Annotated in this window: 22 protein-coding genes and 1 riboswitch; of the genes, 12 read left to right on the top strand and 10 right to left on the bottom strand. The window is 41.1% G+C overall.

Features of this window, described 5'->3' with window-relative positions:
• Positions 1-112: 112 nt before the first annotated feature.
• Genes B4Z90_RS19355 through thiS form a run of 7 tightly spaced genes read right to left on the bottom strand, consistent with a single transcriptional unit; the run spans position 113 to position 5,985 of the window.
• On the bottom strand, positions 113-820 hold the full coding sequence (locus tag B4Z90_RS19355; RefSeq protein ID WP_286767069.1) for a HesA/MoeB/ThiF family protein: 708 nt from the start codon (positions 818-820) through the stop codon (positions 113-115).
• Positions 821-824: 4 nt separating this feature from the next.
• A complete protein-coding gene (thiH, locus tag B4Z90_RS19350) occupies positions 825-1,949 on the bottom strand; it encodes a 2-iminoacetate synthase ThiH (RefSeq protein ID WP_070570527.1) in 1,125 nt (374 codons plus the stop codon).
• Positions 1,950-1,958: 9 nt separating this feature from the next.
• Entirely contained in the window at positions 1,959-2,729 is a 771-nt protein-coding gene (locus B4Z90_RS19345; RefSeq protein WP_286766878.1) for a thiazole synthase, read from the bottom strand.
• A complete protein-coding gene (thiE, locus tag B4Z90_RS19340) occupies positions 2,726-3,343 on the bottom strand; it encodes a thiamine phosphate synthase (RefSeq protein WP_286803010.1) in 618 nt (205 codons plus the stop codon). The genes B4Z90_RS19345 and thiE overlap by 4 nt, the downstream gene beginning before the upstream one ends.
• Complete coding sequence (locus tag B4Z90_RS19335; protein ID WP_112376242.1) at positions 3,304-3,921, bottom strand: thiamine phosphate synthase; 618 nt, start codon at positions 3,919-3,921, stop codon at positions 3,304-3,306. The genes thiE and B4Z90_RS19335 overlap by 40 nt, the downstream gene beginning before the upstream one ends.
• A complete protein-coding gene (gene thiC / locus B4Z90_RS19330) occupies positions 3,918-5,732 on the bottom strand; it encodes a phosphomethylpyrimidine synthase ThiC (protein WP_286769879.1) in 1,815 nt (604 codons plus the stop codon). Before thiC ends, B4Z90_RS19335 begins: the two co-directional genes overlap by 4 nt.
• A 46-nt stretch (positions 5,733-5,778) precedes the next feature.
• On the bottom strand, positions 5,779-5,985 hold the full coding sequence (gene thiS, locus B4Z90_RS19325) for a sulfur carrier protein ThiS (protein WP_286753927.1): 207 nt from the start codon (positions 5,983-5,985) through the stop codon (positions 5,779-5,781).
• Positions 5,986-6,045: 60 nt separating this feature from the next.
• A riboswitch (TPP riboswitch) is annotated at positions 6,046-6,141 on the bottom strand.
• A 159-nt stretch (positions 6,142-6,300) separates the two neighbouring features.
• Between thiS and B4Z90_RS19320 the strand changes: the two genes are divergently transcribed.
• A complete protein-coding gene (locus B4Z90_RS19320; RefSeq protein WP_286775247.1) occupies positions 6,301-8,937 on the top strand; it encodes an alpha-L-rhamnosidase in 2,637 nt (878 codons plus the stop codon).
• A 65-nt stretch (positions 8,938-9,002) separates the two neighbouring features.
• Here B4Z90_RS19320 and B4Z90_RS19315 read toward each other — a convergent pair whose 3' ends face one another.
• Positions 9,003-10,415, bottom strand: a complete 1,413-nt coding sequence (locus tag B4Z90_RS19315) for a PLP-dependent aminotransferase family protein (protein ID WP_286803008.1) — start codon at positions 10,413-10,415, stop codon at positions 9,003-9,005.
• A gap of 112 nt (positions 10,416-10,527) precedes the next feature.
• On the opposite strand from B4Z90_RS19315, the gene B4Z90_RS19310 reads away from it, so the two are divergent.
• From B4Z90_RS19310 to B4Z90_RS19280, 7 genes are all read left to right on the top strand, one after another.
• A complete protein-coding gene (locus B4Z90_RS19310) occupies positions 10,528-11,418 on the top strand; it encodes a DMT family transporter (RefSeq protein ID WP_286726792.1) in 891 nt (296 codons plus the stop codon).
• A 140-nt stretch (positions 11,419-11,558) separates the two neighbouring features.
• Positions 11,559-12,161 (top strand): GrpB family protein, encoded by a 603-nt coding sequence (locus B4Z90_RS19305; RefSeq protein ID WP_286766873.1) that lies wholly within the window; start codon positions 11,559-11,561, stop codon positions 12,159-12,161.
• Between the two features lie 109 nt (positions 12,162-12,270).
• Positions 12,271-12,441, top strand: coding sequence for a hypothetical protein (locus B4Z90_RS19300; protein ID WP_286766872.1), 171 nt, complete (start codon positions 12,271-12,273; stop codon positions 12,439-12,441).
• A gap of 333 nt (positions 12,442-12,774) precedes the next feature.
• The gene (locus tag B4Z90_RS19295) at positions 12,775-13,629 is read left to right on the top strand and encodes a GNAT family N-acetyltransferase (RefSeq protein ID WP_286766871.1); all 855 of its coding nucleotides are present in this window, start codon (positions 12,775-12,777) and stop codon (positions 13,627-13,629) included.
• A 202-nt stretch (positions 13,630-13,831) separates the two neighbouring features.
• The gene (locus B4Z90_RS19290) at positions 13,832-14,470 is read left to right on the top strand and encodes a hypothetical protein (RefSeq protein WP_070570550.1); all 639 of its coding nucleotides are present in this window, start codon (positions 13,832-13,834) and stop codon (positions 14,468-14,470) included.
• A 174-nt stretch (positions 14,471-14,644) separates the two neighbouring features.
• Entirely contained in the window at positions 14,645-15,112 is a 468-nt protein-coding gene (locus tag B4Z90_RS19285; RefSeq protein WP_070570553.1) for an SRPBCC family protein, read from the top strand.
• Between the two features lie 53 nt (positions 15,113-15,165).
• Positions 15,166-15,936, top strand: coding sequence for a tryptophan-rich sensory protein (locus tag B4Z90_RS19280; RefSeq protein ID WP_112376248.1), 771 nt, complete (start codon positions 15,166-15,168; stop codon positions 15,934-15,936).
• A gap of 77 nt (positions 15,937-16,013) precedes the next feature.
• Here B4Z90_RS19280 and B4Z90_RS19275 read toward each other — a convergent pair whose 3' ends face one another.
• Positions 16,014-17,123, bottom strand: coding sequence for a serine hydrolase domain-containing protein (locus B4Z90_RS19275; RefSeq protein WP_286766870.1), 1,110 nt, complete (start codon positions 17,121-17,123; stop codon positions 16,014-16,016).
• A gap of 290 nt (positions 17,124-17,413) precedes the next feature.
• Between B4Z90_RS19275 and B4Z90_RS19270 the strand changes: the two genes are divergently transcribed.
• The 4 genes from B4Z90_RS19270 (at position 17,414) to B4Z90_RS19255 (ending at position 21,159) form a co-directional block, all read left to right on the top strand.
• Positions 17,414-17,977 carry a dihydrofolate reductase family protein gene (locus tag B4Z90_RS19270; RefSeq protein WP_046672970.1) on the top strand — a complete coding sequence of 188 codons (564 nt, stop codon included), beginning with the start codon at positions 17,414-17,416 and terminating at the stop codon, positions 17,975-17,977.
• A gap of 102 nt (positions 17,978-18,079) precedes the next feature.
• Positions 18,080-19,378, top strand: coding sequence for a spondin domain-containing protein (locus B4Z90_RS19265; protein WP_286766869.1), 1,299 nt, complete (start codon positions 18,080-18,082; stop codon positions 19,376-19,378).
• 160 nt (positions 19,379-19,538) lie between these two features.
• Entirely contained in the window at positions 19,539-20,240 is a 702-nt protein-coding gene (locus B4Z90_RS19260) for a peroxiredoxin-like family protein (protein ID WP_286766868.1), read from the top strand.
• Positions 20,241-20,319: 79 nt separating this feature from the next.
• Positions 20,320-21,159 (top strand): AraC family transcriptional regulator, encoded by an 840-nt coding sequence (locus B4Z90_RS19255; RefSeq protein WP_286766867.1) that lies wholly within the window; start codon positions 20,320-20,322, stop codon positions 21,157-21,159.
• Between the two features lie 474 nt (positions 21,160-21,633).
• On the opposite strand, the gene B4Z90_RS19250 is transcribed toward B4Z90_RS19255, so the two are convergent.
• Positions 21,634-22,848, bottom strand: a complete 1,215-nt coding sequence (locus tag B4Z90_RS19250) for a transglutaminase-like domain-containing protein (RefSeq protein ID WP_286803006.1) — start codon at positions 22,846-22,848, stop codon at positions 21,634-21,636.
• Between the last annotated feature and the right edge of the window lie 299 nt (positions 22,849-23,147).

The raw sequence follows: 23,147 nt of genomic DNA, 5'->3' as shown, positions 1-23,147 counted from the left end.
TATATAAACTAAAATTAGCAAATTTTGTTTGTCTGCTTTTGTTTTAAAATAAATTTTTGAGCTCTTTTAAAGCGTTCTATCTCTTTTTGCGGAACGCCTTCCGAAATAATCCTTAGAAGGAGAGTTTCGAAAAACGCCAATGGAATGTGTCAACAACCGTTAACTGGTTGCTGTCTACGGGTAATCCGGTTACTATTTTAAGCACCTGCATGGCCATCATACTGCCGATAATACCGGGTAAAGGACCCAGCACCCCATTTTTATCGCAATTTGGAACCTGTTCCGGATCGGGGGGCGTTGGAAAGATATCCAATAGGTTTTTACTACCCTGATAGTTAAAGACAGCCAGCTGTCCTTCAAAACCATAGATGCTACCGTACACCAAAGGTTTATCGAGTTGTAGGCACGTATGATTAAGCAGGTAGCGTGTCGGAAAGTTATCACAGCAATCGACAATGATATGATAGGGAGCGAGCAATGCTAGCGCGTTGTCTGCATCTATTTTTACCTGAAAGGGCTCAAAATCAATTGTGCTATTGTGCTGCAGTATATAGGCTGTGGCACTTTCTGTTTTTGCCTGGTGTATATTATCTTCGGAATGAATGATCTGTCTATTTAGATTGTGGATTTCAACCCTGTCAAAATCAACCAGGCCAAGTTTCCCTATACCGGCCGCGGCTAAATATTGAACGACAGGGCTCCCGAGTCCGCCCGCACCGACGACCAATACCTTGGCATCCATAATCTTCCGTTGTCCGGCAACGCCGATCTCTTCAATAAAAATCTGTCTGCTATAGCGATCAAAAATGTTATTTTTCATGTATTTAACGTACTATACCGGCATAATTGCTCTCCCAGTCTTTCATCACTGGAGAATAGCCCATCTTTCGGATTTGATTTTTTATTGTTTCCATATCTCTTTCATCACTTACTTCAAATTGTTCCAAAGCTTGCGGATCAACAACATAGCCTCCCGGATTGGTCTTTGAAGCGGCACTCATGGTCGTTACGCCAATAGGTATGATATGATCCCTGAAGGTTTCGTTCTCTCGGGTGGAAATGGAGATTTCTAAATTTTCATTCCACAGGCGGTATGCACAGATCAACTGCAGTAGATCGCGGTCTGCCAAATGAAAATTTGGCTCAACAGAACCTGCGGCTGGTCGCAGGCGTGGAAAGGAAATCGAATAGCGTGTTTGCCAATATCGTTTTTGTAAATAGGCGATGTGTGCCGCGGTGAAAAAGCTGTCCACCCGCCAGTCCTCCAGCCCAAGTAATACGCCCAGTCCGATTTTATGGATTCCCGCCCGGCCTATACGGTCAGGCGTATCCAAACGATAATCAAAATTGGACTTTTTTCCTTTCGGATGATATTGTTTGTAAACTTCGCGATGGTAGGTTTCCTGATAGACCAATATTGCATAGACTCCGGCTGCCTGCAGTAATCGGTACTCGGATTCTTCCAATGGCTGTACTTCAATGGATATCTGTGAAAAATGAGGTTTTAAAAGCCGAATAGCATTTAGGAAATAAGTGATCTCGACAGTTTTGTTGGCTTCTCCGCTGACCAGTAAGATATGATTGATTCCCATGGCTTTGAGTGCCATTGCTTCCAGTAATAGTTCGGTGTTGCTCAGTGTTTTGCGTTTGATTTTATTGTCCATGCTAAAACCGCAATATGTACAGATGTTTTGGCACTCATTGCTCAGGTAAAGCGGGGCATAGAGCTGTATGGTTTTACCGAAACGACGTTGCGTGATTTGTTGGGTTTTTTGTGCCATTTGCTCCAGATATGGTGCTGCAGCCGGTGAGATGAGCGCTCTAAAGTCAGAGAGCGTTAAATGGTCTTTTTCTAACGCATGTTGTACATCCTGATCGGTAGCGTCATAAATCTGTGCATGGACCTCATCCCAGGAGTATTCATCGCGTATCATTTTGAAATCTGTCATAGTGAATTATCAGTCAAATAAAAATGAAGTTAGGGGGCTCGAAGCGATTGCGTGGGAGCCTATCTTTCCCAATCCGGCCTCATAAGCTTTCCGTCCAGCGATAACGGCCTCTCTGAAAGCTTCGGCCATACGTATCGGATTATTAGAGACTGCAATTGCCGTATTGACAAGCACCGCATCAGCTCCGATTTCCATGGCTTTAGCGGCATCGGAAGGCGCTCCGATTCCAGCGTCTACGACCACTGGGACATTACTTTCCTCAATAATAATTTCGAGAAAGTCCAAGGTACGCAGCCCTTTATTGCTTCCAATAGGGGCACCTAAAGGCATAACGACAGCTGTGCCTGCATTTTCTAAACGTTTACAAAGTACCGGGTCTGCGTGAATATAGGGCATGACGACGAAACCCAATTTAGCAAGTGATTCGGTTGCGCGTAAGGTTTCAATAGGATCGGGCAGCAGATAACGTGGGTCGGGATGAATTTCCAATTTCACCCAGTTTGTTTCCAGTGCTTCGCGAGCAAGTTGAGCCGCAAGTACTGCTTCTTCAGCTGTTCGTGCTCCCGAAGTATTGGGAAGCAAATGGATTGCCGCCAGATCGAGCGCGCTGATGAGGCTGTCGTCTGAGCCGGTCTGGTCGATTCGTTTGAGGGCGACGGTGACCAATTGGGAAGCCGAAGCCACAATGGCATCGCTCATTTCCGTGAGATTACCGAATTTGCCCGTACCGAGAAATAATCTGGATTCAAATACGCGATCGGCTATATGTAGGTTGCTCATAGTAAAATTTTATTGATGGATGAAACAATGTTTGGAGTCTTGGTTACGATTCCCGAGAGTGCTACACCGTAGACGCCAATTTCTAATAGATGTTGGATATCTTCAAGTTGGCTTATACCGCCAATTGCGAATATTGGAATAGGGGTTAGGCCTTCTCGGCGGACTTGTTGGATGATGTTTTCATATCCTGCAATCCCCAGTAGGGGACTTAGTTTTTGTTTTGTCGTGGTATAGTTGAATGGCCCGAGCCCGATATAGTCACAATGTTCACTTATTCTTTGCTTTACATTGGCAAAGCTATTGGCTGTACCGCCGATTATTTTTCCTGCACCCAATAGGTGCCGGGCAGCTGCTACACTGCAGTCGTCCAGTCCCAAGTGCACCCCATCAGCGTCTACAGCCGCTGCAAGCGCAGGATGGTCATTGATGATACAGCTGGCACCAAATTCGGAACAAGCCTGCCTGATCTCTTCGGCGAGCGCATAAAGATCTTTTTCCTCGGCTTCCTTCCATCGGATCTGTATCCATTTGGCCCCCGAATCCAGCGCTTTCAGCATGTTGTTTTTTTGTTCCCTTATAGTTTTACCTTGTGAGATATATTGGAGTCTTTCCATAGTTTTTGTTTGCATGCAATAAAATTTTGAATAGGATCCCGATGTTTCCATAAAGTGCCATATAAGGCAATTCCATCTGCACCTTGCTGCATCGGAATAAGACAGTTGTCTTGGTTTATCCCTCCAAGACCGATGAGACGAACAGCAAAGTTGGCGCGTGACGGGAGTTGACCTAGTCTTGCATTATGCGTTCCATACCCCACTTTTGAGATGCTCGGAAATAATGGACTGAAAAAAGCATAGGCCCAACGTTCATCAAGGCTATTGAATTGATCAATATCATGCACAGATGTTGAACAGATTGTTGTAGGCCCCAGTTGATTTGCAGATTCATGCAGTCTACTTTTATCGTTCAGGTGGATTCGTGCAATCCCAAGCTCAGCCGATAGATGCGCATGTGAGTGTAGAACCAATCTGTCGCGGTATATAGGAGCTATAGTTTCTATATATCGCGACATTTGTAAGTCTGTAAAATGATACTTACGCAAATGCAGAATATCAAGACCTTCTTTAAACAACGCTGCTATAATCGCCTGTTCAGAACGGATTGTTTCTGCTGCTGTCAATGCAATAATCATGAATAGATCTCTTTTCCTTGTGCGATGAATTCCTGTGATTTTTCCAGCATCCCCTGGGCGGCACTATCCCTGATTTCCTGCGTTATTTTCATCGAGCAAAATTTGGGACCGCACATGGAGCAGAAGTGCGCAACTTTAGCCGCATCTGCCGGCAATGTTTCGTCATGATATTCCCGTGCGGTATCTGGATCAAGGGAAAGGTTGAATTGATCTTCCCATCTGAATTCGAATCTGGCTTTACTCAAGGCGTTATCACGATATTGTGCACCAGGGTGTCCTTTGGCTAAATCGGCCGCATGGGCAGCTAGTTTATAGGTGATTACACCATCTTTGACATCTTTTTTATTTGGTAGACCCAGGTGTTCTTTGGGGGTAACATAGCAAAGCATTGCACAGCCATACCAACCGATCATAGCCGCTCCAATGGCGGATGTGATATGGTCATAGCCTGGAGCAATATCTGTTGTTAATGGACCTAAGGTATAAAATGGCGCTTCGTCACAACAGGCCAATTGCTTGTCCATATTCTCTTTGATCAATTGCATAGGAACATGTCCTGGCCCTTCGATCATCACCTGAACATCATGTTTCCAGGCGATTTTGGTGAGTTCGCCCAGGGTTTCGAGCTCCGCAAATTGAGCTGCATCGTTTGCATCTGCAATAGCTCCGGGGCGAAGACCGTCGCCAAGTGAAAAAGCCACATCATATTGTTTCATAATTTCGCATATTTCCTCAAAATGGGTATAGAGAAAATTTTCTTTGTGATGAAAAAGACACCATTTGGCCATGATAGAGCCGCCTCTGGAGACAATTCCAGTAACTCGGGATGCCGTGAGATGGATATAACGAAGCAATACGCCGGCGTGTATGGTAAAGTACGAAACACCCTGTTCGGCCTGTTCAATCAAGGTATCTTTGAATATTTCCCAGGTAAGATCCTCGGCCACCCCCTTTACTTTTTCGAGCGCCTGATAGATCGGTACTGTACCGATTGGGACTGGCGAGTTACGGATAATCCATTCGCGGGTTTCGTGAATATTTTTGCCAGTGGATAGATCCATGATGGTATCAGCCCCCCAACGACAGGCCCATACCGCTTTCTCAACTTCTTCCTCTATGCTTGAACTTACGGCACTATTGCCAATATTGGCATTGATTTTAACAAGAAAGTTGCGTCCGATAATCATGGGTTCACTTTCAGGGTGATTAATATTATTGGGTATGATCGCTCTTCCGGCGGCGATTTCTTCACGGACAAATTCTGGTGTAATAGCTTTATTATGTGTTCTCGCACCAAAGTTTTGCCCCCGATGCTGATGATCCATTCCAGGGGTACTAGCTTCCAACTGCTCAATACGTTGGTTTTCTCGGATAGCAACATACTCCATTTCCGGGGTAATGATGCCTTGCTTTGCATAATGTAATTGGGTGACATTCTTGCCGGCGGAGGCTACTTTCGGTTTGTGGCTATAGGCAAATCGGAGTTCGTCCAACGTTGGATCAGAAAGTCGTTTTTGTCCATATTCAGAGCTGATGCCAGCCAACTGTATGACATCCTGACGATCCAAGATCCACTGCTCGCGAAGGCGAGGGAGTCCTTTGCGGATATCGATATGGATGGTGTCATCTGTATAAGGCCCAGAAGTATCATAGATTGTTACCGGCGGATTAATTTCGATCTGTCCATTCGTTAATTTGGTTGGGCTCAAGGAGATTTGACGCATAGCGACTTGAATAGGAAATAGTTTTCCGGCTACAAAAATTTTCTTTGCATTTGGAAAGGGGGATTGCGTAATTGTTTCAGCTGTCATTTTTTCTGTATTGTGGTGAATTACTCGGTTGATTTTTTTTGAAAGGCTAGCCGCCTTGAGATGCAGTGATTAAGATAATCTGATCATAAGGTTTAAGTGTTGTCGTAGCCCAGTCCTTTTTGGGGATGACTTGGTTGTTGATGGCTACAGCCACACCCTGGGTTTTGCCAGATAATTCCAAAAGTAACAAGCCTTCTAGTGACGTAAGTGCGGGATCGAAAAATCGAATTTGATGGTTTATTGTAAGTTCCATTCCTTAATTTTTTTTGGTAAAACTTTAGGAATGGCTACACAAAGGCGCAGCAATGCACCTTGTAGACAGCTCACTTTTCCCTACGCCAGTATGATCCGGATCAGGTTCTAAGGGTAAAATCTCAGCCTGCATGAGCAGACACCCCTAAAGTTGCGACTAATATAAGGTTATTTTTATGAAAGTTACAAGAATTTATTTTGCTGCCTGAGGTATATCGTGCAGGAAAGTACAGGTCACCATGTGGAAAATATTTGATATATTAGATTTTTAAATCAGCTAAAACAATTTAACAACCACCAAGAATAGTATCTTTTCATGCGTAGGATTTTATTGACAATACTGTTGTGTATAACGAACAGCACTTATGCCCAACCTAAAAGCAACTGCATCGCGGTACAGTTGACATGTGAACATCTGGTCAATCCATTGGGTATCGATGCAATTCATCCAAGACTTAGCTGGCGACTTGAGGATCAACGGAAAGGTGCGGTACAACAGGCTTATCAGATCCTTCTAGGGCAAGATTCGCTGGCACTGCTGAAGGAGACGAAAGATAACTGGGATAGTGGCAAACAGCTCAGCTCGTCTATATTAGTACCCTATAATGGTATACAGTTAAAGCCACAGACCAAGTACTTCTGGAAGGTTAAAGTATGGGATAAGGATGGTGTATCAACAAATTCTGAAATAGCATCTTTCGAAACGGGAATGATGGGAATGGACCTTTGGAAAGGAAAATGGATTAGCGACAATAGGGATATTCATGCGCAGGAAACGCCTTATTTTAGAACAGAATTTAAGATAAATAAGCCGATAAAGTCTGCGCGCGCGTATATTGCCACAGCAGGGCTATATGAGCTTTCTATGAATGGTCAGCGAGTAGGAGACCATCGACTGGATCCAATGTATACTCGATTTGACCGACGCACGTTGTACGTCGTGACGGACGTAACCCAGCAGCTTCAAAAAGGAGAGAATGCTATTGGCGTTGTTTTGGGGAATGGATGGTATAATCATCAACCACTGGCCGTTTGGAACTTTGATAAAGCACCATGGCGGGCACGGCCAGCATTCTGTTTAGAGTTGAAAATCGTTTATACAGATGGTACAGTAGAAACTATTGTTTCAGATAAGCAGTGGAAAACAACTTCAGGACCAATTACCTATAATAATATTTATACTGGTGAACATTATGATGCAAGACTGGAAATACCCAACTGGGACAAACCGAAATACGATGATTCAACTTGGGAGGCTGTTCAGTACAGAAATACGCCATCTGCACATATCGTATCCCAACAGATGGTACCGATTCGGCTCGTGAAGTCCTATAAGCCCAAATCAGTGACAAAGATAGACCAACGTACTTATGTTTTCGATATGGGTCAGAATATGGCTGGGATTACAAAAGTTAAAGTCAAGGGAGCTGCAGGTACTATGCTACGTATCAAGCATGGTGAACGATTGCAGGCGGATGGGCGTCTTGACCTGTCCAATATTGATGTTTATTATCGGGGCGATAAAGAAAAGGAGCCCTTTCAGACGGACATATTGACTTTAAGCGGTCGGGATGATGAGTTTATGGCAAAGTTCGGCTACAAGGGTTTTCGTTACGTCGAAATTAGCAGTAGTGCAGCAATTGCATTGGATAGTTCGGCGGTGACCGCCTATTTTATGCACAGTGATGTGCATGCTATTGGACAGCTCAAGACATCATCGGCGTTGGTCAACAAACTATGGGAAGCGACCAACAATGCCTACCTGTCCAATTTGATGGGGTATCCTACAGACTGTCCGCAGCGCGAAAAGAACGGTTGGACAGGGGATGGGCACCTTGCGATTGAAACAGCTTTGTACAATTTTGACGGGATAACAGTTTATGAAAAATGGATGGCGGATCATCGTGATGAGCAACAGGAGAACGGTGTCTTACCCGATATTATTCCAACTGGGGGATGGGGTTATGGTACAGCGAATGGTTTGGATTGGACAAGTACCATTGCCATCATTCCCTGGCAGATCTATCAGTTTTATGGAGACCCACGTGCATTAGAAGAATGCTATCTTAATATCAAACGCTATGTCGATTATGTCGACGGAATCAGCCCATCTGGGTTGACGACTTTTGGGCGTGGAGACTGGGTGCCAGTGAAGTCACAGTCGAATCTGGAGTTGACCTCCTCGGTTTATTTTTATGTGGATGCGACCATCTTGGCTGCTACGGCTAAATTGTTTGGATACACAGCAGATCAACAAAAATATGAACTGCTGAGCAGAAAAATTAAGACGGCCATCAACGCTAAATTTTTAGATGCTTCCAAGGGTATTTATAGCAATGGAACACAGACTGAACTGAGTGTTCCACTCTATTGGGGTGTGGTACCTGACGAAATGAAAGCCCGGGTTGCAGCCAACCTGAATAAGAAAGTGGAAGAGACCAACTTTCACTTAGATGTAGGAGTATTGGGTGCAAAAGCATTATTGAATGCGTTAAAAGATAACGGTTATGCAACGACAGCCTATAAGGTTGCGGTACAAGATACTTATCCGTCTTGGGGATGGTGGATTGTAAATGGCGCAACAACATTGTTGGAGAACTGGGATTTAAAAGCAACCCGTGATATTTCAGACAACCACATGATGTTTGGCGAAATCGGTGGTTGGTTTTTTAAATCTATCGGCGGGATTCTGCCAGATCCTAAACAACCTGGATTTAAACATGTGCTTTTAAAACCCATCTTTCCCCAGGAACTGAAAGAATCTTCTATTTCTTATGATTCACCCTACGGTAAAATTGTTTCCGAATGGAAGTTAAAGGATAAAAAGATTGTTTATAATATCCAAATACCCGCAAATGCCACGGCGACATTTTATCCACCGGATAATGTTAGCAGCAGCAATGTCGTCCAATTGGAGGCGGGTAAACACAGGCTGGAGCTGGAACTCAAGTAATCATAGGCTCCGACCTGTCGTTTCGTTGCCCCGACTGTTGGATTATGCTCTTATCATGTTATGTATTAGAGTGCTGTCGCGAGTTTGCCCAGCTGTTTTAATTTTAAAGCGAGTTCATTGCTCCAGGGCAAACCAATACAGAGACGCATGCAATGGTGAAATTGATCCTGCAAGGTGAAAATCCGCCCCGGTGAAATGCTAATCTGTAGTTTAAGCGCATAGTTATATAGCTTGCCTGTATCGATGTGTTTTGGAAACTCGACCCATAGGGCAAGTCCACCCTGTGGACGGCTAATTTTAGTGCCTTCCGGAAAATGGTCCGAAATGATAGCAGCGTAGCGCTGGTAGTTTTCCGTTAATGATCTACGAAGTTTACGCAGGTGGTTTTCATACTTTCCAGTTAATAGAAAATTTCCAACCGCCTCATTGATGATCGCCGTAGATGACAGGGAATGGATCAGTTTTAGTTTGATAATCTGTTCTTTGTATTTTCCAGGAGCAACCCATCCGACACGGAAGCCTGGAGCCAACGTCTTTGAAACGGATCCACACCAGAGGACATTGCCATCCCGGTCAAAAGATTTGCAACATTTGGGGCGTTGGGGGCCAAAATGGAGGTCGCTGTAGGTGTCATCTTCGATTAGCGGAATTTGGTGTTTTGACAGCAATGCCACAATTTCCCGCTTATGCTCATCCGGCATGCAATAACCCAAAGGGGTGTTAAAATTGGGGACCAGTAAACAGACTTTAATTTGGGGCAATAGATTTTTGAGGGCTTCAATGTCTATTCCTATGATGGGGTCCGAAGCTATTTCCAGCACCTTAAGCCCTAGACTGACGGCAAGTTGGAGGATACCCGGATAGCAGGGGCTTTCCAGAGCCAGTGTATCTCCAGGTTTGGTTAAGGCCATCAGACACAAAACTAAAGCATTGATACAGCCGTTGGTGGTAACGACATCATCTTCATTTAGATTTCCACCCCAGGCCAATGAACGTACGGCCACCATACGACGTAATTTTATATTGCCTTGCAAGGGTTCATATGCTGTGCCACCATCGCTGAGCTCCCGTGTAGCGAGGACGATTTCTTTTTTTAATTTTGCGGTAGGTAGGAGACTTCCGGAAGGAACACCGATTGAAAATAAGGTTAAGTCCCGACGTCCCATGGTTGAATACACCTTATTCATCAATTGATCCGGTTCTCGGTTGTTGGCGATTGAAATAGGTTGACTGGCTGCCGCCAACGGAAGTTGCAAATAGTTTGGAGGACTAACGAAGTAGCCGGATTGGGGCTTGGACTGTATAAGAGAACGTTCTTCCAATGCTAGAAATGCCCTTTTTGCGGTATTTATACTGATACCGTGTTCAGCGCTTAGGTTCCTCACCGAAGGTAGTTTTTCGCCAGCTTTTAAGACGCCAGATTTAATCTTATTGGCAATATTGTCTGCTATTTCATTATACAAATAATCTTTTTTCATCAAAATAAGGATTAGTGTTCGTCTTTAAAGGTAACTGTGTCCATTGAATTATCAAAAACTGTGACTGTGCTTAATTCTTGTAATGGACGAACTTTGTGTAAAAGATTGATACATGGCGCAATTAAGTATAAGTAAATTACAGGAAAATACAACAAGCGGTTGGTTAAATGGTTTTATTGGTGTGGTATTATTTAGTGGTTCGTTGCCGGCAACACGCATGGCCGTTTTAGCGTTTGATCCTGTATTCGTTACACTAGCAAGGGCTTCCATTGCAGGCATATTGGCACTGATAACATTGATGGTTTTTAAGGAAAAACGTCCAGAAAGAAAGCAATTGGGGTCGCTATGCATCGTGGCAATAGGATGTGTCGTTGGATTTCCCTTACTGAGCGCTTTGGCTCTGCAGCACATCACGTCCGCGCATTCCATCGTTTTTATCGGTATTTTGCCCGTATCGACAGCCGTATTTGGTATTATACGCGGTGGCGAGCGTCCGAAGCCAATTTTTTGGCTGTTCTCTGCTTTAGGGAGTCTACTGGTGATCGGCTATGCGCTGGCACAAGGACTAACAGCCTCACCTTTAGGCGATGTTTTAATGATTTTATCGGTCATTCTCTGTGGTTTGGGCTATGCTGAAGGTGCAAAATTGACCAAGACGCTAGGGGGCTGGCAGGTCATTTCCTGGGCCTTGGTTTTGTCGCTGCCGTTGATGTTGCCACTTACCTTTGTCTACCTTCCATCGTCTTTTGACACTGTGCCTATCGGGGCCTGGGCCAGTTTAGCCTATGTGTCGATGTTCAGTATGTTTATTGGCTTTGTTTTTTGGTATAAAGGACTCGCCCAAGGTGGCACGGCGACCATTGGGCAGTTACAGTTACTACAGCCTTTTTTCGGTCTGGCTTTAGCCGCCGGGCTTCTTCATGAACAAGTCGGTGTTGGCATGCTGGCCGTAACAGTTGCTGTTATTCTTTGTGTCGTTGGAACGAAGAGATTTGCCCGATAAATGCATTAGAAAAAAGAGAACTGGATTATAGGCTCTCTCGGAAAACGATAAATTTATTAACTTTAACTTTTAGGGTATCATTCGAGGCGTATTTGATCGAATGATGTGTATTTATCTTGTATTGGCAAAGACAACAGCGTATGATTTTACCGTTTGAACCTTATAATCCGATATGGAAAGCGAATTTTGACAGTATTCAACATGAACTTTTTACGTTGTTGAAACCAATAAGGTCGAGGGTTGATCACATAGGCAGTACGGCCGTTGAGGGATTGTCTGCCAAACCAATCATTGATATATTGATCGGTTTAGAGGAAGAAAACGATCTTGATCGCATTCCGCTCCTGTTGCGGGACAAGTGCTATGTATATTATGAAAAATACAATGCGGATATGCCTTACAGACGTTTTTTTATCGCCCTGATTGATCGTCCTGAAGTATTAGGATTACCAGAGCACATCGCACCTGGCGATGAAATTCCAGCACGATTGCATGACCATTCGTTACGAGTAGCACATATCCATAGCATACCCTTGCAATCAAAACACTGGTTGCGCCATATAGCCTTTCGCGATTACCTGCGTGCGCACGACAATGTAAGAGATCGCTATCAGGCACTCAAAGAAAAATTGGTACTGCAGCAATGGAAAGATGGTAACGATTATAATGATGCGAAAGATGAATTTTTGAAAGAGCATGAAGCAAAAGCTGTGGAATGGTACAATAGTGGAATGGTACAATAAAGGTTGCGGAACAATAGAATCGTATTACAATGAGAACCTTGGATAAAGCAGCGTGGATGCATCGGATTAAATTGGTAAGAAATTAAGGTTATACTAGCTAGATTTAGGTATGAATACATTATTGGAAGAATTTGAGCATATTATTCAGAAGTTTTCTTCGCAAATTTTGGTAATAAATGATGACGATTTTAATCGCAAATTAGGACCAGATAAATGGAGCAAAAAAGAGATTCTGGGTCATCTAGTCGATAGCGCTTTGTTAATTACCAACGGTTTATAAGAGCTCAATTTGAAGAAAATCCAAAAATATACTATGATCAGGTAGCCTATTGTGCATCTGCAGGTTACCAACATGCTGAGACCGAGAAATTATGCAATCTATGGCGATCGGTAAACGAACAATTGTTGTTTTTGTTTAAGCAGGTAATTGCGAACAAATTGATTCAAAGGACTTGTAATGACCATAGCCTCGAATTTTTAATGCTTGACTATGTGGTGCATTTGAAGCATCACAGAAATCAGATTTTGTCCGAATAAAAAAATTTAGGAAAGGATAGCATGAGAGCTCTTTGTTCAGGCATCAGTAAATTTAATAGTCCATAAAAAATAAGGGATGGAGATACGGAAATTGAAAGCGGGAGATAGTGCTGACTTATTAAAGGCAATTAATGGAGCTTTTGCCGACTATATTGTACCATTTCAGTTAGACGCATTGCAATTGGAGTCGAAGATCAGAGGCGAGGATATTTTAATGGACTTGTCAGTTGGTGTTTTTGACGGAATACAACTGGTAGCTTTTATTATGCATGGCATGCGAGAAATTGAGGGTAGTAAAGTGATCTACAATGCTGGTACAGGTGTTTTGCCCGCCTATCGGAACAGCGGATTAGTCGGTGAAATGTACAGATTTATGCAGCCATCCTTCAGAGAGTATCGCGTGAAAAAATTACTATTGGAAGTGATAGAAAGTAATCGACGTGCTGTTCGGGTATATGAAAAAAATGGTTTTGTTAAAGGCCGTAGATTACTGTGCTTTGGAGGAGAACTTCATGTAAAGATGGGTGCTTTATCTGGCAGAACACAGCCTATCCGTATACAGTCTATCCATGACTTTTCTTGGGATATTTTGCAGTCTTTTTGGGATGTTGAACCCAGCTGGCAAAATAGAAGTGAGCGTAGTGAATTAATTCAGCTTAAAGGGTTGGGGGCATTTATTGGCTCCGATTTGGTGGGATATATCTTGTTCAATTCGTCCAATAGACGGATCTACCAAATTGCGGTAGCACAGCAGCATAGGCGGAAAGGTATTGCAACACAGCTTTTATCCGAGCTGAAAGTGTTTGTGTCCAGCGCAAAGGTACAAATTACTAACGTTGATGAAAAAGCCAAAAACTTGCAACTATTTCTACAAAGACAAGGCCTGGTCAACACAATCAACCAGATTGAAATGGTCAAGATGATTTTCTGATAATATCAATTAAAAATTAAAGTATTTCATTTACGATCAATAATTGTGAAAACAAATGTTGTTGTAAAAGTGTTGTTTAACAAAAGGTTAGATAGGATGTGCTATTAAACTGTCCATTATAATTCTATTTACTGGTGTAATTTTACCATCCCTCGGAAAAGACGCTCTTCAACAATTTAAACGACACTAATTTTTAAAACATATGAAATCGAAGTCATTTTTAATCGCAATTGTCTCAAGCTTATTGTTGTTGGCTTGTAGCACTTCAACAAGGATAACAGATATCTATAAAAATAGAGACCTTACTCCCAAACAATATCAAACAATATTCATTATTGCAATGACAAACCACGCTAAAGCAAAGGAGGTCATTGAATCCAATTTGGCAGAAGCAGCTTCCATGCATGGCTACAAGGCTATTAAAAGCAGCGACGTTTTTAAACGGACGTTTACCAAAGATGAAAGTCAAAACAAAGATTTAGTGATGAAAGCAGTACACAGTTTGAATGCAGATGCCATTTTCACTGTTACCCTGATCGACAAAGCCAGCGAGACCCGATATGTACCGGGAAATGGGCCTTATATGCCTTATCCGAGATTTGGTTGGTATGGTAATTTTTGGAGCTATTACTCCCATTGGTACCCCATTGCATACGATCCTGGTTATTACACGACGGATAAAATGTACTATCTGGAAAGCAATCTATATGATGTTAGCTCCGAACAACTGCTTTGGAGTGTACAGTCTGAAACGATCAACCCTTCCAGCTTAGCAGATTTTTCTAAAAGTTATACAAAGGCGCTCGTAAAAGCATTGGAAAAGGATATTGCTGCTAAATAGCCATTGATAAAAAGTATGCTTTAAAAGCTAGCTTCAATTTAAATAATGTATTTGTGTAAAAATATTCTTTATAACACCGATTCAGTACCTCGTAAAGGTGTTTTATGGTGTAATAATAAACTAAATTGCATTAATATTGTTATATTGGCAAGCAATAAAGTTAGCTCAAATCAGATGAGGTACAAATTATATAGAGAACAGCAATTGACCTGCGATATGGATACCGCATGGGCATTTTTTTCGTCACCTATGAATCTTTCAGAAATTACTCCAAAAGATATGGGTTTTGTAGTCACCTCAGACTGTGATCAACAAGAAATTTTTGAAGGAATGATCATCGATTATTTGGTATCTCCGATTCTTCGGTTTCCGCTGAAGTGGAAGACCAAAATAACGCAGGTGGAAAAGAATAAAAGTTTTACTGATTTCCAACTAAAGGGACCTTATGCCTATTGGAATCATTTTCATGAATTTATTCCAAACGAAAATGGGGTACTCATGAAAGACAGGGTTGACTATGAATTGCCTTTGGGGATTCTAGGCACAATTGCGCATGGAATTTTTGTTAAAAGGAAGTTGGAGCGAATCTTCGATTACCGTCATCAGGTTTTAGAAAAATTATTTAATCAAACTCAGAATTAGTGGTAACGAATCTATTGCAGTTCACGTGACCGAAAAGAAAGAAGTAGTCTACAATGAAGAAATTTTATCAAATAAGCAATGGAGTTGCTTTGGTCATCACTGTGATCATTAATTACCTATCCAATACGGGGATTTTTAATGGGGAGACCATGGCAACAATTTCTGCTAAATATCAAAATCTATTTACACCTGCGGGATATGCCTTTTCCATATGGGGTCTCATTTATTTGGGGTTGTTTGGATTTGTAATTTATTTTGGTCCTTTTGTCAGACAGACAAATGAAAAAGATAAAGTAGTTTTAAAAGTCGGATGGTGGTTCTTGATTTCTTGTCTAGCAAATAGTTTATGGGTCATTACCTGGTTGTATGACTATACCTTTTTAACTATTTTATTGATGGTCTTACTTTTTGTGTCGCTATTAAAGATAATTTACTATACACAAACTATTGCGTTTCATGCTGCACGCAGCAAGCGTATATTTCTTAAGATCCCTTTTCAACTTTATGCAGGGTGGATTTCTGTCGCTTTGATTGCCAATATTGCAGCCTATCTGACGAAGATAGGCTGGGGAGGTTTTGGATTATCAGCTACCATGTGGGCTATTATCATGTTTTCAATTGCATTAATTCTTCACTTATTGATGATCTGGCAACGTCATTTGCCGGTATTTGGACTTGTCGCCGTATGGGCTTTAATAGCCATTGCAGCTGCTAATAAATTAGTTAATAGCACTGTATATGCAGCGGCTATAATGGCAGCCATTATTGTTTTGCTAAATGTAATTGTGTACTTTATTCAATATCGTAAGCGACAGCCTTTCTAGTCCTTGCCTAATAAAGTGCATGATTCTGTTGGCAATCGAATTTTAAGCTTTCCATAGTAATGCAGCGAAACCAACTATTATTTTATTGCTGATTTTGCAATCAATAGCTTTTGAAATTCTTTTCCGATAAATGGATTGATGACGTGCTGAAATCCTTTTTGCAATGTAAAGACAGTGATAGTCGCATCAGACTCCGACGAATAGATCACATCTGTTCCCCACCAAACCCCATGATAGTAGGCGTTGAATCCCATGTCAAAATGATAAATTCCCAAACAATATTTAGATTTATCCGACGAAAGAACATAGGTATGCATCGCTTCTAGAAGCTTTTTATCCTGAATGATTTTCCCGTTAAATAGATATTGGAAAAACAGGGAAGTCTCTTTGGCTGTTGCTGCGATTCCGCCGCCTCCGTACAGATCCCAGGAAGGATCAATAGCATAAGAGTCCCAGTTGTATTTGTTAGCGTATTGATGGGCGAGTGGCAAGGTGCTTTCAGGATAATGCTCTAAGTTTATAAACCATGTCTTTGTAAGATTTAATTCTTTGTATTTCAGTAAATTTCGAATAGCTGTATAAAATGGCAGATGCGTTTTTTGCTCAATAATCTCGGTGAGGAGCAAATAATTAATATCAGCGTAACTAAACTTTTCCCCGACAGGCTGTGGGCTCCCGATATCGATGGATCTTTTGATCTGCTCGTCTTTTTTCCATTTATATTTAGGATGCTGATTGACGAATTCAAAATAAGCTTCATCTACATAATCTTGAATTCCCGAAGTATGTGACAGCAAGTTCTTTATAGTAATTCCCGCTAGATTATAGCCATCGCTTTCAAATAGGTGACGTGTTTTTTTTGATAATAAATTGGCAATCGGTTGATCAATAGAAAATTCACCTTTTTCTACCAATCTTAGCATTGCTGCAGCAACATAAGGTTTTGTGTTGCTAGCAATCAAAACAGGCTGTTGGTCTTCCAGCGCTTGGTTCGTGCTGGTATCTGCTACTCCTCTTGCATAACTCCAGGAAATATTGTGTTTCGGTGCTTCTACATGAACAATAATCCCGATTGCATCCTTATTTTTATCATAAATAGAATCTATTTTATGCTTAAAAACTGGCTGTAATTGAGCCCATCCGATTAATGGAATAAACATGGTATTTAATAACACGATTTTTTTCATATGTGCTTTTCTAAACGTGTATCTCAGATCCAGAAACTGTCTGAGCATTGCTAAGTATATTTCTTTACTACTTCACTAACAGACGCCACTGCACCTGCGAAAGCATTGATCCTACAGTAGGATTAACGGATTTTGCTTCCTGTTGCGCTTGTGAAAATAAGAATTAAAATAATAATCTTGATGGTGAAAAATGTAAAATAGCACATCAGTTTTATTTCTTGTCGTATGCAAAGTCTTTTCAATATATAAAATGTTAGATTTATGGTGTAAAAGAAGCTTATCGTAAGGATATGAGAAAAGTAATTGCAGCATTCAATATGACCCTTGACGGGTTTTGTGATCATACAGCAGGCATTCCCGATGAGGAAATACATCTTCATTATACGCATCTATTAAATAACGCTGATGTCATTTTGTATGGTAGGATTACTTATCAGCTTATGGAATATTGGCGGCCTTTTGTAAAAAGTCCCTCAGGTGAAAAATCAATGGATGACTTTGCATTGGCTATCGATAAAATTCCAAAAGTTGTTTTTTCAAATAGCCTGAAAAATATAGACTGGGCAAGTGCAAAATTGGCCGATGGTATACTTAAAGATGAATTATTGAAATTGAAACAGCAATCCGGTAGGGATATTTTGGTTGGGAGTCGAAGTTTAATTGTACAGTTGTTGAATCTCAATTTGATCGACGAATTTCAGCTGTGCATTTATCCAGTTGTTGTAGGACAGGGGCTTTCACTTTTTGAAAATATAATCGATAGAAAAGTTTTTAAATTATTAAAAACAAAGCCTTTTTCTGGCGGATCAGTCCTCTTGTACTATCAATACAGTCCAACACCTACTTCCCTATAAACTATTCCATCGGGAAATATCGGCAACACAGCGGGAAATCCAGATACCTGCAGCTCCTCTGATGAAATTTACATTTGTAATGTAATTTAAAAAGAATTCATTATGAAATATAAACATTCAATTTTGTGGGCTATAGCAGCACTCCCCTCGCTAATTACCGCTTGCAAAAGAAATGATGCTATGCCATCGATGTCGGAGACGACCATCACGATAGAAAATGTATTGGATTCGAAACCATTGGTCGAGTCTGGTCGTTTTAAAAACAATGGTGCTTCGCCAGTGATTATGCCTGGTGAAGCAATTTCAATTAAGTTTTCTGCAGCCAAAGGACAAGCGCTTAGCTTTGCAACGATGTATGGTTGGTCGAATGATTTGTTTTTTGCTCCAGAAAATCCTGGCATAAAGCTGTATCAGGACAATGGAACTCCGGTTGAGGGCGATGTTTCGGTACAGATCAAATTATGGGATAATGGTACTCGTATCAATCAGAAACCAGGCGCAGCTGTAATGCACCCGGGAACCACAGAAACTGCTCCAAAAGCTATTAGCGAAGTAAATGGAACCGATGCACAGGGCAATACTTATGCTGCAGCTTCTACTTTAATGAAGGCAACACTTCATTATGAAGGGAATTCCAATTTTACACTTATAATCACGAATACCTCTGGCGGTACGAGCAATCCGACTCCCTTCAGTCCCGGAGTTTGGGCGATTTCATATATCGCAGGAGGCAAGCTGATAAATTCTAATCCATTATTTGAGGCAGGAAAACCAAGTGCAAATGGGATGACAAATATTGCGGAAATGGGAGACAATAGCGTTTTAGGAAATTATATCAATACACAAACAGGTATTTTTACACCATTATCTCCGGTTTTGGTGGTGTTGTATAAAGACATCGAAAACCCGATATATAAAACCGGTGAAAATGACCGTGGAAAAGGACTGAAGGATTTAGCGCAAAAAGGTGATGCATCAGGCCTGGCGACTTATCTTAAAACACTCGCAGGTGTAAAAGCTGTTTATATCCTTCCGGCGGCTAGCTCAACTGTATTACTTCCTAAAATCGGAGCGCAGGCGGGAAGTAGCGTTTCGCAGCAGTTAAGTGTAGCAAGTGGAGACCGAATTGCCATTGCAAGCATGTACGGGCTTTCCAACGATTGGTTCTTCGCCACAAAAGATAATGGAATTGATGCAACAGTAAAAGGAGATGTATCCTATTCAATCGGATTGTTTGACAATGGGACAGCGATTAATCAGTTTCCCGGAGCCGGCAATGGGCAAGCAGGATTAGGCGGCACTCCTGCGACAGAACGTAAACCTGTTATAGAAGTGCCTAATCCAAATGGGTTCACCACACTGCCATCAATTTCCAGCATGATTAAAGTAACAATCAACTAATTTTTGAGTCCGGTTATACGGGCGAAAATCTCATGGATATTATTGTCCTTACTGGAGACAGGACAATCAGCAACCTATTACATGCGGGGCTAAAGTATCGATTGAGTTTCCATGGGAAAAAGTATAGATTCAGTTTAATAAGTAGTAAATGTGTTGTAAAATGAAAAATTATATAAAAACAAAATTAGCTGCGTTTATTGCGTTGCTGTTATTCACGACGTGCATCGCAGGCATAGCCAATGCGCAAGAGCCTTCTCGCATGAGTAAAGCTGACGGCGTGATACATAAAATCGAAATGAAGCAATCCCCTTATCATATTCCGCAAAATCCGGAAGACATCAGCCCGCTATTGTGTGGAGAAAAAATACCGATGGCCGTATTGTTTGACGTTTCCGGTAAACGATTTGATCTCAATAGGGCGATTTCCCAAAAACCGACCATTTTGGTTTTCTACCGCGGTGGCTGGTGTCCTTATTGTATCAGACAACTTTCGGGCTTACAAGAGGCCTTTTCAGGATTGGAAGAAATGGGGTATCAGTTGATTGCCATAAGCACAGACGAATCTGAAGGACTAATGGAAGCTGCAGCAAAAGAAAAATTAAGCTATACACTTTTATCGGATTCAGATCTTGCGCTGTCGAAACAAATGGGGATTGCATATAAAGCTCCAAAAGACTATTGGGAGATGCTTCCGAAAACAACTGGAGGTAAGGACAGCGAGTTATTGCTCCCAGTGCCATCGGTTTTTATAGTCGATCAAATGGGAACCATACACTTCGAATTTATCAATCCCAATTTTAAACAGAGATTGTCCTCCAATCTGCTGCTTGCAGCTGCAAGCAGCATTAAAGAAGACCTTTAAATTTCTAGTTTTTGGGTCGTAGACTCTTAAGAAAATGATTAAATTTAAGCGAATTGAAATGCTGTAAGTAAACGACAACATGATTAGGGAGTATAATGATAACGTGACCGCAGCACGGTTTGTGATGCATAGTGACAACAACCAGTTTTCAGGTAGGGGACTTCGTAATGCGGGTTGTCTGCCTATCAACACATTTATCTACAACAAGGGCGGCGAACAGAAAGTGACGATCGATGAGATTAGCTATACGATGCCAGCAAGGTGTATACTTCCTTTGGTTTCCAATCAGCATTTTGTATTTGAGCAGCCCGATGCGCTGACTGCCTGGCAGTTTAATAGGGAGTTCTATTGTATCGTTGACCACGATGCTGAGGTCGGTTGTGTTGGTTTTCTGTTCTATGGTATTCGACATCCAATGTTCATTGTATTAAATGATACTGCTGTCGAAGAAATGTCTCATCTGGAGAATGTGTTTTCCAATGAGATGATGGTAAAAGATAATTTTCAGGGTGAAATGCTGCGCACCCTTCTTAAGAGAGTTATTATCAATACCACAAGAATTGCAAAGCTCCAAAGTGAAAGCTATCAGCTATTTCCCGACGAAAAAATGGATATTGTGAGAAAGTTTGCATTGCTACTGGAATGTAACTTTAAAGAGGAACATGAAGTCAGGTTCTATGCCGCTGCACTCAACAAATCACCAAAAACACTGAGCAATGTATTTGGTCTGTTGAAACAGTCAGCGCCATCTGTTCTTATCCGTAACCGAATAATTCTTGAGGCTAAAAGGTACCTCCATTATACCGAGAAGTCAGCGAAGGAAATAGCCTACGAACTTGGTTTTGAAAGTCCTGCCCATTTTAGCCGGTTTTTCAAAAAGTATTCTGGAACAAATGTTTCAGCTTTTAAGAACCTTTGATCATAATTCAAGGCGCGGGTTGCCGTTTAGAGAAAGACTATATTGTATGGGAATTTGATTTTATACCTTTTAATGAATATGCGATTAAGGTTTCCTTATGAAAAATAAGTGAATTTGCTCTTACAATAAAAAATATGCCATTGGTAAACTGGCGCTAGAAAATTGAAGCCCAATATAACAAATTATTAATATTCTGTAAATGAATTTATTAAAACGGTATTTTGTGTTGATAGGGATGATCATTGCATTGATTTTTATGTACATTGCAATTTCGGTTTATCCGGGTGGGACGTACCAGAATGAGTCTGAGCGAGAAATTAAAATTCTATTTCGAAACGTTGCCAAATTATGATGAGCAATAATATGATAAAAAATGAACCACAAAAATCTCCTAGCACTAATTTTCATTGTAGTAAGCCAATTAGCGAATGCACAATTTGCAAAAATCGTTAATAAAGACGGGTATGTTGTTATTTATTGCGGAGATCTCCAAAAGTAGGCGGGATCAAACGTAATCACCTTGTGTTTTAAATATTTGTTATTGCTTTTGTCAAACCCACTTGGAACTAAAGAAATGTACTGCAGATTGGGGTCGGCAGGCCTATATCTACTTTCTGTGTTAAACTGGCTTTTATTCGTGCATTGAATCCAGTATAAATTTTTTGCCATATAATAATCCAGATACCAAAGTTTGCTTACTTTGGTCTCTGCGTTTAGCTTGAGCGATTGATTATTTTTTAAATGCTCCCTAACTTCTTCAATGCTCAGTAAATTGTTGTTGTCGTCCATCACAAATGTACCATGGGAAGGATCCATCCACAGCCATTTTTTTAGAGTTTCAGCATATACGCTATTGATCACATGGCAATCAGTATCTTTGTCGTCTTTTGGCATGCATGTAACATAGCGTGACTTAAATCCCATAGCGAGGTACATTTCATTTAACGTCATCGCTTTGTGCCGACAGTTGATACCCTTTCCCGTTGCCTTGTGGTAGTTGTAAAAATCAATTGCGTCAAATTCACATAGCGCCCAATTGCTGCCGTCATATTTAATGCTATTTGCCACGAAAAACATGATATTACGGATTTTGGAAATTTCGTCGCCATTACCAGCTATCGAGTCCAGGTTGAAAAAATTTTTTACTGCTAATAAATTACGATCGCTCGCTACCTCGTAGGTAAATATCGGCAAAGAGTCACTATTTGCTGAAACGTATCCTCCTGATTGCTGCAACAGGGTTAATTTATCGTATTGCTTCAGTTGGACCAATGCTTTTACAAATTTGCTTTCCTTTCGAATATTATCTAGATCCTGATCATTTAAAGCATTACGATAGTCGGTATATCCCCACAAAATTGCCTTTTCAAAACTTGAAACAGCTTGTTTTTTTTGATTGAGTAATGATTGTAAACAAGCAAGGTTGAAGTTTATATTCGCATTGATTTCACTTATCGTAGTTTGATATTCCTGCTTTTCTTTTTCAGATAGCTGTAAGCTGTCCATTTTGGCCGATATGGCATTTAATACTGTGGCTGCTTTTTGATAATCCTTTGCCGGGTAATAATTATTATATTCCTGTTCTAACTTCTTAAAGTCTGAGAGGAATTTATGCCATGTCGTAGAAGCTGTCTGCGCGGATACACAGGTGGTCAATAGCATGAAAAGAAGAAGGTTAAATAGTTTCATTGGAGGTTTTTAGTTAAAGTAAATAGTTTTATTATATCAATGTCAACTGTAATTTTTGTGCTTGAAAAGCGTTGTCCTATGATTTTATAAAATAGGATTTGCTTTAAGACAGTTATACCATGTGAATTATTACATCTGGCTCGTATAATATTATCCAAATACTTTTTAAATAATTATCGCTTAATTCGCTGTGATCGAATATCGTCTTTAATCCATTTAAGCGCTGCGCGATTAGGAGAATGAATATTAAGCGGAAATTATCTGGAAAATGCAACAAATGTCTATAACGGAGGTCAATG

The sequence above is a fragment of the Sphingobacterium sp. UBA5639 genome, from assembly GCF_002421245.1.
Classification (GTDB): domain Bacteria; phylum Bacteroidota; class Bacteroidia; order Sphingobacteriales; family Sphingobacteriaceae; genus Sphingobacterium; species Sphingobacterium multivorum.
This window is presented reverse-complemented; position numbering and strand designations above follow the sequence as displayed.